This window comes from Mesorhizobium sp. UC74_2, assembly GCF_042701485.1.
Lineage (GTDB): Bacteria > Pseudomonadota > Alphaproteobacteria > Rhizobiales > Rhizobiaceae > Mesorhizobium.
In genome coordinates this window covers 5,197,771-5,212,447 of sequence record NZ_CP170562.1, presented here as the reverse complement: position 1 = coordinate 5,212,447, position 14,677 = coordinate 5,197,771, and the positions used below count along the sequence as shown (strand labels likewise).

9 protein-coding genes are annotated in these 14,677 nt (G+C 65.9%); 8 read left to right on the top strand and 1 reads right to left on the bottom strand.

Annotation, left to right across the window (positions count from 1 at the left end):
• Window positions 1-144: 144 nt before the first annotated feature.
• The 8 genes from ACFJIU_RS25335 to ACFJIU_RS25300 all read left to right on the top strand — a co-directional run bounded on the left by ACFJIU_RS25335 (window position 145) and on the right by ACFJIU_RS25300 (window position 13,321).
• Window positions 145-2,706, top strand: a complete 2,562-nt coding sequence (locus tag ACFJIU_RS25335; protein ID WP_379064626.1) for an ATP-binding protein — start codon at window positions 145-147, stop codon at window positions 2,704-2,706.
• On the top strand, window positions 2,703-4,211 hold the full coding sequence (gene tsaE, locus ACFJIU_RS25330) for a tRNA (adenosine(37)-N6)-threonylcarbamoyltransferase complex ATPase subunit type 1 TsaE (RefSeq protein ID WP_379073215.1): 1,509 nt from the start codon (window positions 2,703-2,705) through the stop codon (window positions 4,209-4,211). The genes ACFJIU_RS25335 and tsaE overlap by 4 nt, the downstream gene beginning before the upstream one ends.
• Window positions 4,211-4,957 carry a nucleotidyltransferase family protein gene (locus ACFJIU_RS25325; protein ID WP_379064624.1) on the top strand — a complete coding sequence of 249 codons (747 nt, stop codon included), beginning with the start codon at window positions 4,211-4,213 and terminating at the stop codon, window positions 4,955-4,957. Before tsaE ends, ACFJIU_RS25325 begins: the two co-directional genes overlap by 1 nt.
• Entirely contained in the window at window positions 4,954-8,082 is a 3,129-nt protein-coding gene (gene addB / locus ACFJIU_RS25320) for a double-strand break repair protein AddB (protein WP_379064622.1), read from the top strand. The genes ACFJIU_RS25325 and addB overlap by 4 nt, the downstream gene beginning before the upstream one ends.
• Window positions 8,079-11,597 carry a double-strand break repair helicase AddA gene (gene addA / locus ACFJIU_RS25315; RefSeq protein WP_379064620.1) on the top strand — a complete coding sequence of 1,173 codons (3,519 nt, stop codon included), beginning with the start codon at window positions 8,079-8,081 and terminating at the stop codon, window positions 11,595-11,597. The genes addB and addA overlap by 4 nt, the downstream gene beginning before the upstream one ends.
• A 73-nt stretch (window positions 11,598-11,670) precedes the next feature.
• A complete protein-coding gene (gene trxA / locus ACFJIU_RS25310) occupies window positions 11,671-11,994 on the top strand; it encodes a thioredoxin (protein WP_024924257.1) in 324 nt (107 codons plus the stop codon).
• 233 nt (window positions 11,995-12,227) lie between these two features.
• A complete protein-coding gene (locus ACFJIU_RS25305; RefSeq protein WP_379064618.1) occupies window positions 12,228-12,509 on the top strand; it encodes a cupin domain-containing protein in 282 nt (93 codons plus the stop codon).
• A 29-nt stretch (window positions 12,510-12,538) separates the two neighbouring features.
• Window positions 12,539-13,321: a TSUP family transporter gene (locus ACFJIU_RS25300; RefSeq protein ID WP_379064616.1), complete on the top strand. Its 783-nt coding sequence runs from the start codon at window positions 12,539-12,541 to the stop codon at window positions 13,319-13,321.
• A gap of 5 nt (window positions 13,322-13,326) precedes the next feature.
• On the opposite strand, the gene ACFJIU_RS25295 is transcribed toward ACFJIU_RS25300, so the two are convergent.
• A complete protein-coding gene (locus ACFJIU_RS25295; protein ID WP_379064614.1) occupies window positions 13,327-14,658 on the bottom strand; it encodes a bifunctional folylpolyglutamate synthase/dihydrofolate synthase in 1,332 nt (443 codons plus the stop codon).
• Between the last annotated feature and the right edge of the window lie 19 nt (window positions 14,659-14,677).

The window sequence follows — 14,677 nt, the reverse complement described above, 5'->3', positions numbered from 1 at the left end:
CGATCCGATCCAACTCACGGCATGATGCGCGGGTTTCCGGTAACGGGGCGTTCTTTGCGTGTCCGGGGCGGACCACGCAGTGCTCCGGATTCGGGACGATGGCGGGTCGGGGGCGGCTTGTATTCAGGCGGAGAGGACCAGCATATGCCGGGGGAAGACCCGCACGAGGCGGGACAGGCCGTAACCGGCGGCAAAGAGGATTCGGCGATCATCGATCGCCTCGCGGCAGCCGGCATAGGGCTTTCGCCGCGCCGACGTCTTTCGCGCCTGCTTGGCGGCACGGCGTTGGCCTTCTCCTTTGGTAACCTGGCCGCCCAGGCCCAGGAGACAACGGTCAAGGCCACCAGCCTGCCGATCGGCACCATCGAAGTCATTCAGCTGGCCGTCACCGTCGGGGTGCTCGGCGCGGCACTCATCTCCGCCATTGTACTGATCCGCGAACGCCAGCGCACTTCGGTCGAGAACACCGATCTGCGCGCCCGCCTTGCCGATGCCAATGTCTCGCTGCAGCGCTCCGAAGCACTGCTCAACCTGCGCGACCAGCGCGTGGTCATGTGGGCGGCTGACAACAGGAAGTCGGACATCGTCGGCAGCCTGCCGATCGAGACCGGAGCGCCGGATGAACGCGCCGCGTTCCTCGCTTTCGGGCGCTGGCTGATGCCGCGTTCGGCCGCGGCACTGGAGAATGCGATCGCTGCGTTGCGGGAGAAGGGCACTTCCTTCGATCTCGTCGCGGAAACCCAGGCCGGTGCGCCGCTCGATGTGCAGGGGCGCAAGAGTGCCGCGCACGCCATCGTGCGGTTCATTTCCCTGTCGGAGACACAGCGCAATCTGGCGCGGCTCAGACTGGAACACCAGCAGGTCGCGACCGAGCACGACACCATGCTCGGTCTGTTCGATGCGCTGAAAATGCCGTTCTGGCTGCGCGGTGCCGATGGTCGTCTGAAGTGGGTTAACCGCGCCTACTGGAGCGCAGTCGAGGCCAGCGATCGCGAAGCCGCCCTGAGGGACGGTCGCGAGTTCCTCGGTGGGCAGGCGCGCGACGCCATCATCAGCCAGCACCAGCAGCGGCCGGTGTTCGAACAGACGCTGTCGACCGTCATTGCCGGCGACCGGCATGTCTTCTCGGTCACCGATGTTGCCGGCACCGAAGGGTCGGCTGGCCTTGCCTATGATGTCAGTGCCGCAGACACCGTGCGCGAGGAGTATGAGCGCACCGTGCGCAGCCATGCCGATACGCTCGATCAGCTCAACACCGCGGTGGCGATATTCGACGCCGACGAGAAGCTGCGCTTCTACAACCAGGCCTTTCAGAAGCTGTGGGGGCTGGACACGGCCTTTCTCGTCAGCACGCCCGACAATGCGCTTCTGCTGGACCGGTTGCGCAGTGGCGGCAAGATCGCCGAGCAGCCGGAGTGGCGCCGCTGGAAGGAAAGCCTGCTGTCGGCGTACCGTTCGGTCGAGCCGGTCGAACACTGGTGGCATCTGCCTGACGGCAAGACCATTCGCGTGGTCGGCAATCCACAGCCGAAGGGCGGCGTCACCTGGGTCTTCGAGAACCTGACGGAAAAGATCGATCTCGAGAGCCGCTACCAGACGGCCGTGCGCGTGCAGGGCGAAACGCTCGACAATCTGGCCGAGGGCGTCGCGGTGTTCGGGCCGGACGGCCGGCTGAGGTTGTCCAATCCGGCCTTCGCCGCCATGTGGGCCCTGCCGAACGATGCGACGCAGCCGGGCATTCACGTCTCCCTGATCCGTGACCTCTGCGCCACGCGTGCCGCGGACGGGCCCTGGGCCGGCTTCGTTGCGGCAGTCACCGGTTTTGACGACGAGCGCCGCGACCGGCATGGCCAGGTCACGCTGGAGGACGGCAGCACGCTGCGCTATGCTGTCATCCACCTGCCGAATGGCCAGGTTATGCTGACGTTTGTCGATGTCACCGATAGCGTGAATGTCGAGCGGGCGCTGAAGGAGAAGAACGACGCGCTGCTGAAGTCGGATCAATTGAAGAACGAGTTCGTCCAGCACGTCTCCTACGAACTGCGTTCACCGCTGACCAACATCATCGGCTTCACCGAACTGCTGTCCCTGCCGGCAACAGGCCCCCTGACCACCCGGCAGCAGGAATATCTCGACCATATCGGCTCGTCGTCCTCGGTTCTGCTGACCATCGTCAACGACATTCTCGACCTTGCCACCGTCGATGCCGGCATCATGCAGCTGGAAATTTCCGAGGTTAAGGTCGAGAGCACCGTGGCGGCTGCCGCGGAACTGGTCGCCGACCGGCTGGCCGAGCACTCGATCCGGCTGGGCGTGGACATCGCCGCGGCGCCCAAGAGCTTCCACGGCGACGAGACCCGCGTGCGACAGATCCTCTACAATCTGCTCAGCAATGCCGCCAATTATGCGCCCGAGAAGAGCACGATCGCGCTGACCTGCCGCGAAACCGCCGAAGGCGTGGAGTTCTCCGTTCACGACGACGGACCCGGCATGCCGCCGGATGTTCTCGATTCGGTGTTCCGCCGTTTTGAACCGCGCGTGAACGGCGGTCGTCGGCGCGGCGCCGGCCTCGGACTCTCCATCGTCAAGAGTTTCGTGGAGCTGCATGGTGGCAGCGTCCGCATCGAGACTGGCGAAAACCGCGGCACCACGGTGATCTGCCTGTTTCCGGCAGCTCCGGCCGGCATCCGCGCAGCGGCCGAATAGCATTGCCGATGCTGGAGCGGTTTCTTGCCGACGAAGCGGCGACCATGCGTCTCGGCGAGGATCTCGCCATGGCCCTGCGCCCGGGCGACGTGCTGGCACTCCACGGCGACCTGGGAGCCGGCAAGTCGACGCTGGCGCGCGCGCTGATCCGCGCGCTGGCCGACGACACCATGCTCGAGGTGCCAAGCCCGACCTTCACCCTGGTGCAGAGCTACGACACACGCGTGCCGGTGCATCACTTCGATCTCTATCGGCTCTCTTCCTCCGACGAGCTGGAAGAACTCGGTTTTCCCGACGTGCTGAAGGATGGCGCCGCCCTGATCGAATGGCCCGAGCGAGCGGATGATCGCTTGCCGGATACCACGATCGCCGTCGAGCTTGCGCACCAGGATGAAGGCCGCTCCGTGCGCATCCTGGGCGACGGTGCCGGCTATCAGCGCATAGCGCGATCGCTGGCCATGCGCGATTTCCTGCAAGGTTCCGGCTGGGGCGCGGCACGGCGCCGGCATTTCGTCGGCGACGCCTCGGCGCGCTCCTACGAAATCGTCTCGCTGGCCGACCGTGCGCCGCGCGTCCTGATGAATTCGCCACGGCTGCTGCTTGGCCCGCCGGTGCGCGACGGCAAGCCCTACGCCGAGATAGCCCACACCGCGCAGACAGTTGCCGCCTTCGTCGGGGTCGACAGGCTGCTTCGCGAAGCTGGCATCGCTGCGCCGGAAATCCATGCGCAGGATCTCGACGACGGGTTCCTGCTTATCGATCATCTGGGAACCGAGGGCATTCTGGCTTCCGACGGTGCGCCCATCCTGGAGCGCTATGCGCTGGTTTCCGAATTGCTTGCCTTCATGCATCGGAAGCGCTGGCCCGATCGAAGCGCCGTGACATCGGACAAAATCCATGTCGTGCCGCCCTTCGACCGCGACGCGATGCTGATTGAAGCGGAACTGCTGATCGACTGGTATCTGCCCGCCATTCGCGGACATGCGGCAAGCGAGGAGGAGCGGAATGCGTTTCGTGTCGCCTGGAACACCGTGCTGGACCGTCTGCGCGGTGGCGAACTGAGCTTGATGCTGCGCGACGTTCAGTCACCGAATTTCATCTGGCGTGGAGACCTTGCCGGCTTCGATAGACTCGGCGTCATCGATTTCCAGGATGCGCTGATCGGCCCTTCGGCATACGACGTCGCATCGCTCGCGCTCGATCCGCGCGTCACCATCGAGCCTGCGTTCGAACATGCTGTTGTCGACGCCTATGTCGCTGCCCGCACCGCGGCCGGCGGTTTTGACAGGTCGGCCTTCGACGTGGCCTATGCCATCATGGGCGCGCAGCGGCATTCGAAGATATTGGGGATTTTCGTGCGCCTCGACCGGCGTGACGGCAAGCCGTTTTATCTGAAGCATCTGCCGCGCATCCGCGACTATCTCCGCCGGCTGCTGGTCCATCCCGCCCTGGCTGAAGTACGGGTGCTTTATGATCGTCTCGGCGTGCTCGAGGAGCCGGCTTGATGGCCGCCGAACGCCCCACCACGGCGATGGTGCTCGCCGCCGGGCTCGGCAAGCGTATGCGGCCGGTCACCGATACGATCCCGAAGCCGCTGGTACCGATCGCCGGCAAGACCTTGCTCGACTGGGGGCTGGACAGCCTGCAGCAGGTTGGCGTCGAAAAGGCGGTGGTCAATGTCCACTATCTGCCGGAGCAGATCGTGCGCCATGTCGCGGCGCGCACCCGGCCACGGATCGTCATCTCGGATGAGAGCGAGCGGCTGCTGGATTCTGCCGGCGGCATCGTCAAGGCGCTGCCCGAACTCGGCGGCAAGCCCTTCTACATCGTCAACGCGGACACGTTCTGGCTCGATGCCGGCAAGCCCAATCTCGAACGGCTCGCCCTTGCCTGGGATGGTTCGGCGATGGATATTCTGCTGATGCTGGCAGAACTCCCTTCCACCACCGGCCATTCGGGCGGCACCGATTTCCTGATCGCGCCGGACGGGCGCCTGTCCCGCGCCAAGGGCGACCCGAGCGGGCTGATCTATGCCGGCGCGGCCATCGCCGATCCGGGCCTGTTCGAAGCCGTTGCTGCCGAGCCGCATTCACTCAACGCCTATTTCGACCGTGCCATCGCTGCCGGCAGGCTGTTCGGCCTGGTGATGCAGGGCCACTGGATCACGGTCGGCACGCCGGATGCCATCGCACCGGCGGAAGCTGCGGTCACAAGGGCCTTCGCGGACGCGCCCCGCCCAGACCAGCGATGAGCGGTCCGCCCCGCGTCTTCACAATTGCGCCCGGCTCGCCGTTCCTGTCGACGCTCGCCGATGCGCTGATCGAAGGTGACCTGATCCCGGGTTTCCGGCATGACGGCGATCCCCTGGCCCTGGCCGGCACAACCCTCTATGTGCCGACGCGCCGCGCCGCCCGCGCCCTGCGCGGCGTTTTCGCCGAACGTCTGGGCGGAGCCTCGACCATCCTCCCGGTCATCAAGCCGCTCGGCGAATTCGACGAGGACGAAGCGGCCTTCGACCAGGACGGCGAGGATGCTGGCGCCATCGACCTCGCGCCACCCATCGCCGCCCTGGAGAGGCTTTTGTTGCTGGCGCCACTGGTGCGCGCCTGGAAACGCCATCTCCCGGCCCATGTCGCGGCCCTGTTCGACGAGGAGGTCGTCGTCCCGGCTTCGGCGGCGGATGCCGTGTGGCTGGCGCGCGACCTCGCCCGGCTGATGGACGAGATCGAGACGGAAGGCTCCGACTGGACCCGGCTTGCCGGGCTGGTCGAGGGCAATCTGGCCGGCTGGTGGCAGGTGACACTGGATTTCCTGAAGATCGTCACCGAAGCCTGGCCGGGTATCCTGGTCGAACGCGATCGTTCGAACCCGGCAGCGCATCGCAGCGCACTGATCCGGCTGGAGGCCGAGCGTCTCAGGCGCAATCCGCCGGCCGGACCGGTGATTGCCGCGGGCTCGACCGGTTCGATCCCCGCCACAGCCGATCTTCTGGCCGTGATCGCGGGGCTGCCGAATGGTGCCGTGGTGTTGCCTGGACTCGATACGGCGATCGATCGGCCATCCTTCGACGCACTCACTGCGCCGGATCCCCGGCCGGCGCTGCTGGGTCATCCGCAATATGGTCTCGCCAGGCTGATCGGCACGATCGGCATCCTGCGCGGCGATGTCGAGGAGATCGGCACCGCCAACGATGCCCTGGTCCGGCGCGCTGCCCTGGTCTCCGAAGCGCTGCGACCGGCCGAAACCACCGAATTGTGGACCGAGACGCGGGCAGCTTTCCAGGCGTCGCAGATTTCCGCTGCCTTGCAGGAGGTCACCCTGGTGGAGGCGGCCAACGAACGCGACGAGGCGGCCTGCATCGCGCTTGCCTTGCGTCGGGCGGTCGCTAAGCCGGGCCATCGCGCGGCACTGGTCACCGGCGATCGCGCACTGGCGCGCCGCGTCTCCGCCGAATTGCTGCGGTTTGGCATCGTCGCCGACGATTCAGGCGGCCGGCCGCTGGCCGACACACCGCCGGCCAGCCTGCTGCGGCTGCTGCTCGACACCGTGCTGCGGCCCGGCGATCCGGTGGCGATCCTGGCGCTGCTCAAGCATCCGCTGCTCGGTCTCGGCCTGCCGCGTTCCGACGTACGGCGTGCTGCCGAGACGGTCGAACTGGTGACCCTGCGCGGCGGTACCGGCCGGCCCGACATCGTTTCGCTGGCCGAGCTGTTCGAGGCCCGCTGGACGCTGGCGCAGGAAGCCGAACGCCGGCCATTCTGGCTGGCGCGGCTGTCGGCAAAGCGCATCGAGGAAGCGCAGGCCATGCTCTCGCACCTGGCCGATGCCCTTGCCCCGCTAGCGGCCTGCCGCGGCGAGCCGGAAAGCGATGTCGCGTCCCTGGTGCGTGCAAGCGTCGTCGCGCTGGAGGCACTTGGCCGATCCGAGGACGGCTCTCTTTCAGAACTCTATGATGGCGACGCCGGCGAGAAGCTGGCTGAATTGCTGCGCGGCCTTGTCGGCGCCAATGCGGTCTTCACGCTTTCGCCGCAGGAATGGCCTGATGTGGCGATGGCGCTGATCGCGCCGGAAATGGTCAAGCCGGCGCGCGGCGCCGATGCGGCGATCGCCATCTGGGGCACGCTGGAAGCCCGTCTGCAGCACGTCGACACGCTCGTTGTCGGTGGTCTCAACGAAGGTGTCTGGCCGCGCAAGCCTGAGGGTGACCGTTTCATGTCGCGGCTGATGAAGACCGGCATCGACCTGGAGCCGCCCGAGCGGCGCATCGGCCTTGCCGCCCACGATTTCCAGATGGCGATGGGGGCACCAACCGTCGTGCTGACCCGTTCGGCGCGTGCCGGTGATGCGCCCGCCGTCGCATCGCGCTGGCTGCAGCGGCTGCTCACCTTCATAGGCAAGGATCAGGCGGAGCCGCTGCGCCGGCGAGGCAATGAACTGCTTGCCTGGGCGAGGGGTCTCGACGCCGGTCCGAAGGTGGATTTCGCGTCCAGGCCGCAACCCAAACCACCCCTGGAAAGCCGGCCGCAACATTTCTCGGTGACCGAGATCGAGACATTGCGGCGCGATCCCTACGCCGTCTATGCCCGCCGCATCCTGAAACTGATGCCGCTTGAGCCGGTGATCCGCGACCCGGGCGCCGCCGAGCGCGGCACGCTGTTCCACGCCATCCTGCATCACTTCTCGCAGGCAGTAGCCGATCCGCGCGCGCCGGAAGCGCTTGGCATGCTCCTCGATGCCGGTCGCGCCTGTTTCGCCGAGGCCGCACTGCCGGCCGATGTCGAAGCCGTCTGGTGGCCACGCTTCGAGAAACTGGCCTCCGGTATCATCGAGTGGGAGCGCTCGCGTGCGGACAATGTCGTGCGCCGGCAGTCGGAAGAACGCGCCGAGAAGACGGTTGTGGGGCAATCCGGCATCACCTTGTCCGGCTACGCCGACCGGGTCGACATTCTCGCCGCCGGCATGGCCGATATTCTTGATTTCAAGACGGGTTCATCACCATCGAAGGCGCAGGCGCACACCTTGCTGGCGCCACAGCTGGCATTGGAGGCCGCTCTCCTGAAGCGCGGTGCTTTCCGCGACGTCGGCGCACGCGACCCGGCCGAACTCGCTTTCGTCAGGCTCAAGGCCAATGGCGAGGTCGAGCAGGAGTCGATCCTCGAATACAACCGCAAGCCGCGCACCGCGTCCGACCTCGGTGAGGAGGCCTGGGCCAGGCTCGAGAAGCTGCTGCTTCACTACGCCGATCCGCAGACCGGCTACCTGTCGCGGGCCTTGCCCTTTCGTGAGGGCGAGACCGACGGCGACTATGATCACCTCGCCCGTGTCCTGGAATGGTCTGCCGGCGGCGATGGCCCGGATGAGGGAGGGGAGGCTTGAAGAAGCTCTATCCCATTCCGTCCGGCACCGCCGAAAGCCAGGCACGTGCCTCCGACCCGCGCACATCCGCATGGGTGTCGGCCAATGCCGGCTCCGGCAAGACGCATGTGCTGGCGCAACGCGTCATCCGACTTTTGCTGCGCGGCACGGATCCGTCGAAGATCCTCTGCCTGACCTATACGCGCGCCGCCGCCGCCAACATGTCGAACCGTGTCTTCTCGACCCTGTCGGAATGGACCGTCTTGCCCGATGCGGAACTGGAGAAGAAGATCACCGCGCTCGACGGCCACATCCCCGACGGCGAAACCATGCGCCGGGCGCGGCGGCTGTTTGCGGAAGCGCTTGAGACGCCGGGCGGCCTGAAGATCCAGACCATTCACGCTTTCTGCGAATCGGTGCTGCACCAGTTTCCGCTGGAAGCCAACATCGCCGCGCATTTCGAAATGCTTGACCCGCAGATGGAGCAGGCGCTGTTGGCGCAGGCGCGGCGCGACATGATCACCGGCGCCGGTGCGCCGGGCGGTAAGGAACTGGCCGAGGCTTTTGCCACCGTGCTCGAGCGCGGCGGCGAGAAAGGTCTGGACGATCTGCTGTCCGAAATCATGCGCAAGCGTGATGGCCTGCGTGGTTTCATCGATGCCATCGGCGGCGATGGCCACGGCTTCCGCCCGCTTTTCGACGAGTTCGGTTTCGGCCCCGGCGAAACGGCCGCAGGCATTGCCGCTTCGCTGTGGCCGCTGCCGGGCTTCGAACCTTCCTATTTCGCGGCTTTCGTGCAAGCCGCCGAGGCGACCGATGCCCGGGCCGTGCTCAACAACATCGTGCCTTACGCAGGCCTTGGCTTCTCCGAGGCGGACCCGGTGCGGCGATTGCCGCTGCTCGCGAAAGGTTTCCTGCGTTCGGATGGCGATCCCTACGATCCGGCAAAGACATTCAAGAAAGCCCTGCTGGACCGGCTGCCCGATTTGCCTCAAAGGTACGAGGCCGCCGCCTCCGCCATTGTCCGCACCGCCGACCGGCTGGCGCTGTTTCGCATGCTGGAGGGCACCGTCGCGGCGCTGACGGTCGCCGACTGGCTGATCAGCCGCTACGAACAGCTGAAGCGCGGGCGCGGTTTCCTCGATTTCAACGATCTCATCACGCGCACGGTCAACCTTTTGTCGCGCACCGACGCCGGCCCCTGGGTGCAATACAAGCTCGACCAGGGCATCGACCACATCCTGCTCGATGAGGCGCAGGATACCAGCCCGGATCAATGGGGCGTCGTCAGGCGTCTGGCCGAGGAGTTCTTTGCCGGCGAAGGTGCGCGGCTGGTACGGCGCACGATCTTTGCCGTTGGCGACGAAAAACAGTCGATCTATTCCTTCCAGGGCGCGGCGCCGGATTCCTTCCACGAGAGCCGGCAGTTGTTCGCGCGCCGCGTACGGGAAGCCGAGGCGGGCTTTGCCGATCTGAAACTGACCTGGTCGTTCCGCTCGACAGGCGACGTGCTGGCCGCCGTCGACCGCGTCTTCGCCACGTCGGAAACGCGCCGTGGCATCAGCAACGATCCCGATCCGCTCGACCACAGGGCGATCCGCAACGATGCGCCGGGCTATGTCGAGGTCTGGCCGTCGCTCGGGGCGGATGTGATCGAGGAGCCCGACGACTGGACGTTGCCGGTCAACCATGTCAGCGCGCCGGCGGTGCGGCTGGCCGAACAGATCGCCAGGACCGTCAAGCGCTGGATCGACAGCGGCGAGGTCATAGAAGGCAAGGGCCGCAAGCTGAAGGCCGGCGACGTCGTCGTGCTGGTGCGCAAGCGCGACCGCTTCGTGCATGCGCTGTCCCGGAGCCTTAAGGAGAAGGGCATCCCGGTTGCCGGCGCCGACAGGCTGAGCTTGCCCGGCCATATCGCGGTGAAGGATCTGGTTGCGCTTGGCCGCTTCCTGATCCAGTCGCAGGACGACCTTTCGCTGGCGGCATTGCTGCGCAGCCCGATCTTCGACCTGGCCGAAGAGACCCTGTTCGAGCTTGCCGCGCATCGCACTGGCGGCACCTCGCTCTACAGGACATTGCGTGCCGCCGCTGACAGCGATGAAACGCTGGCAAACGTCGTCGCGCAGCTCGATGCCTGGGCCAACGAGGTCGCCTTCAAGCCGGTGTTCGAGTTCTATGCCGGGCTGCTCGCACGCGATGGCGTCAGGCGCAGGATGATCGCCCGGCTGGGGCCGGAGGCCGGCGACATCCTCGACGAGTTTCTCAATTTCTGCCTGGCCGAAGAACGCGCCGGCCTGCCGGGACTGGAAGCCTTCCTGTCGACACTGGAGAATGCCGGCCCCGAGATCAAACGCGAGATGGACCAGACCCGCGACGAGGTCCGGGTGATGACGGTGCACGCCGCCAAGGGCCTGGAGGCGCCGGTGGTCTTCCTGGTCGATGGCGGTGCCGCGCCCTTCAGCGACCAGCATCTGCCGCGGCTGATGCCGTTCGACGGATCCGGCAGGCATTGGCTCGGCAAGGGTTTCCTGTGGCGCTCGGCCGCTGAAGTCGCCAATGGTTTTTCCCAATCCGTAGCGGCGCGCGCTCGGGATCTCGCCGACGACGAGTACCGCCGGCTGCTTTATGTCGGCATGACCCGTGCTGAAGACAGGCTGATCGTCTGCGGCTATCACGGCAAGCGCACACCCAGCCCAGGCACCTGGCATTCCCTGGTGATGCGGGCTCTCGCCGGCGCCGAGGAGACCGAGAGCCGTCCGCATCCGGTCGACGAAAGTGATGTGTTTCGCTTCCGCTGGACGAAGTTTCCGCCGCTCGCCGCCGCTGAAGCCGGCGAGCAGCTCGAAGCCGAGACTTTCGCATCGGTGCCAGCGTCCCTGTTCGAGCCCTTGCCGACGGTCGAAGAGCTGCCGCGGCCGCTGTCGCCGTCCGGCGCATCGGCGCTGATCGATGAGACGGTCGAACCGATCCCGGACCGCCGCTCGCCGGTGCTGGATGCTGACGGCGAGCCCGGAATGGCGGTGCGGCGCGGCCTGGCCATGCACAAATTGCTGCAGATGCTGCCCGACCTCGCGCAGGAACAGCATATGGCTGCGGCCCGTCGTTATCTGGCGCGGGCCGGCAGCGACTGGACGGAGGCCGATCGCGAGCAGGCACTGGCATCGGTCGCCAGCATCCTTGCCGATCCGCTTTTCGCGCCGCTGTTTGCGCCCGGCTCGCGTGCGGAGGTCTCGGTGATGGGCAGCCTGACGGTGAAAGGCAAGCCGCGCATCATCTCCGGCAAGATCGACCGGCTGGCGGTCGGCGCCGATCGGGTCTTCATCGTCGACTACAAGACCAATCGCCCGGCGCCCGCGACATTGGTCGACGTGCCGGCGGCCTATATCCTGCAGCTCTGCCTCTATCGCGCCCTGCTCAAACCGCTCTATCCCGGCAGGGAAGTCGCAGCCGGCCTGCTCTTCACCGAAGCGCCGCGGCTGATCGAGCTGCCGACGGCGGCGATGGACGATGCCCTTGCCCGACTCACCGAGGCGTGACACAAACTCTGCTTGAATGGAGCTGCCTGCAGCACCACATCTAGCACAACGAAACATCCGAAAGGACTTGGCTATGGCCACCGTCAAGGTCGACAACAACAATTTCCGCGCTGACGTGCTCGAGGCCAATGTGCCGGTCGTCGTCGATTTCTGGGCCGAGTGGTGCGGTCCCTGCAAGATGATCGCCCCGGCGCTGGAAGACATCGCGAGCGAACTGGGCGCCAAGGTCAAGGTCGCCAAGCTCAACATCGATGAGAACCCGGAACTCGCCGCGCAGTTCGGCGTTCGTTCGATCCCGACCCTGATGATCTTCAAGGGCGGCGAAGTGGCCGACATCAAGGTTGGCGCCGCGCCCAAGACCGCGCTGTCGCATTGGATCAACGGCGCCGTCGCCTGATCCCATCACGATATCGATCCAGAAAGCCCGGCCTCGTGCCGGGCTTTTTGTTTGCCCCCACCGAACCTTGGTACTGGCCCTCGCATTGTCACGCCTGATGCCTTTTGCTTTTTCCGCTGGAGCGTTTCCGTCTTCCATGGAAACGCGGAAACGCTCCAGCGCTTTGTTTTACGCAATTCCGGACGGAAAACCGTCAGACACTTTTCCTGGAATTGCTCGGGGAGGAGAAGCACATGACCGGAACCGCAAAAGCCACCGTCTTCATCGACAACGATCGTGTCATCGTCACCGAGTATCGCTTCGCGCCGGGCGCCAATACGGGTTGGCATCGCCATGGCCACGACTATGTCGTCGTGCCGTTGATGGATGGCAAGGTGAAGCTGCTGACCAAGGACGGCGAGAGTCTCGCCGAGATGAAGAAGGGCGTGCCTTATTTCCGTGGCGAAGGCGTCGAGCACGATGTCATCAACGCCAATGACGGCGAGTACGCCTTCATCGAAATCGAGCTGAAATAGACGCGTCGTGACCTCAGCAGCCAGCTTGCGTGCGCCAGCCGGGATGTCATGGGTTTAGGGCCTCTCGTTGTCTTTGTCGGCTTTGCTGCCGTCGCCGCCTACGTCCAGACGCTGACGGGCTTTGCCTTCGGCCTGGTCATGATGGGCGCCGTCGCGCTTGTCGGCCTGCTGCCGCTGCCGGATGCCGCTGCCATGGTTGGCATGCTGACCCTGGTCAATGCCACCCAGATGCTGGTCCAGGGTGGCTGGCGCGAGGTGGCGCCTCGGGAGCTGCGGCTGATCCTGTTGCGAGCCTGCCTTCGCTGTTCGTGGGTTACGCGCTGCTGGAGTGGCTGGCGGACACGCGTGCGGACCTTCTCAAGATCGGACTGGGACTGGTCATCATGCTGTCCAGTCTGCAACTCGCCGTCAGGCCGGCCGGACTGGAAAAACGGTCATCCGACGCGAGCTTTGTCGGCTTCGGCGTGATCTCGGGCCTGATGAGCGGGCTGTTTGCGACCGGCGGCCCTCCGCTCGTCTATCATCTCTTCCGTCAGCCCTTGTCGCATGCACGCATCCGCGAAACGCTGGTCACCGCTTTCGGCGTCGCTCAGGCGGTCCGGCTCGTCGTGGTGGTGGCAAGCGGCAACATGCCGTCCATGTCGCCTGTCGCGCTCGTCCTGGCCATACCGACGGTGATGCTGATGACTTATGCGGCGCGCCGCTGGCCACCGTCGTTGTCGCAGCAGGCGATGCGAAGGATCGTCTTCGTCCTGCTCTTCCTGTCAGGCCTGTCGCTGGCGTTGCCGGCCGCCCTGCATCTTGTGGCTTAGCGGCTTCAGCTCGGCGGGGTGCCGTTTTCGGCCAGCACGGCACCGGCGAGATAGAGCGACCCGCCGATCAGGATACGCGGCGGGACTTCACTCTCGTCCCAGGTATCGCGCAACAGCATCAGCGCATTGGCGACTGAACTGACCGGCTCGGCCGACAGCTCAGCTTCCGCGGCACGTGCCGCCAGTTCGTCGTTGGGAACGCCGGAATCGCTCATCGACACCGGCACCGTGTAGACATGCCTGGCCAGACCCTTGAAGGCGCGGAAATAGCCGGTCTGGTCCTTGGTGTTGATCATGCCCGAGATCAGGAAAAGCGGCCGCGGCGTCTTTTCTTCCTGTTCTGCGAGCGCCTCGGCAATCACCGTGCCGGCTCCGGGATTGTGACCGCCGTCCAGCCAGATCTCGGCACCGCGCGGTGCCAGATCGACCAGCCGTCCCTGCGTCAGCCGCTGCATGCGGCCTGGCCAGGACACACTGGTCATCGCCTGGTCGGCGTCGCGTTCGCCGATCTCGAAACCAGCCGCCTTGATGGCTGCGATGGCTGCCGCGGCGTTGGCGAACTGGTGGCGGCCGGGCAGGCGCGGCGGCGAAAGGTCCATCAGCCCGTCGCCGTCCTGATAGACCATGCGGCCGTTTTCGCCGAAGGCGAGGAAATCCTGGCCATAGACCGAGAGCGGCGCACGCAGCCGCTCGGCCGTCTCGATCAGCACCAGCTGTGCCGCCTCGAATTCCTGTGCGCCGACCACCACCGGGCAGCCGCGCTTGATGATGCCGGCCTTTTCCGCCGCGATCAGCTCGACGCGGTCGCCGAGATAAGCCTCATGGTCGAGCGACACCGGCATGATCACCGAGACCGCCGGCCGCTTGATGACGTTGGTGGCGTCGAACCGCCCGCCGAGGCCGACTTCCATGATCGCGGCATCCGCAGGATGCTCGGCAAACAGCAGGAAGCCGACGGCGGTCAGGATCTCGAAGACGGTGATGGTCTCGCCTGCATTGGCTTCCGCGACGCGGGCAATGGCATCGGCGAAGACCTTGTCCTCGACCAGCCTGCCGCCGCCTTCGGCACCGAGCCGGTAGCGTTCGTGCCAGTTCACCAGATGCGGCGAGGTGTGCACATGCACGCGATAGCCGGCAGCTTCGAGCAGCGCGCGTGAGAAGGCCGCGCAGGAACCCTTGCCGTTGGTGCCGGCGATGTGGATCACCGGCGGCAGCTTGTCCTGCGGATTGCCCAGCCGCTCCAGCAGTCGGCTGACGCGGTCCAGCGAAAGGTCGAAGCCTTTCGGATGCAGCGTCATCAGATGTTCGATCTGACGCTCGGCGGAGAGTGTGGTCATGCGGTGCCTCCGCGCTGCA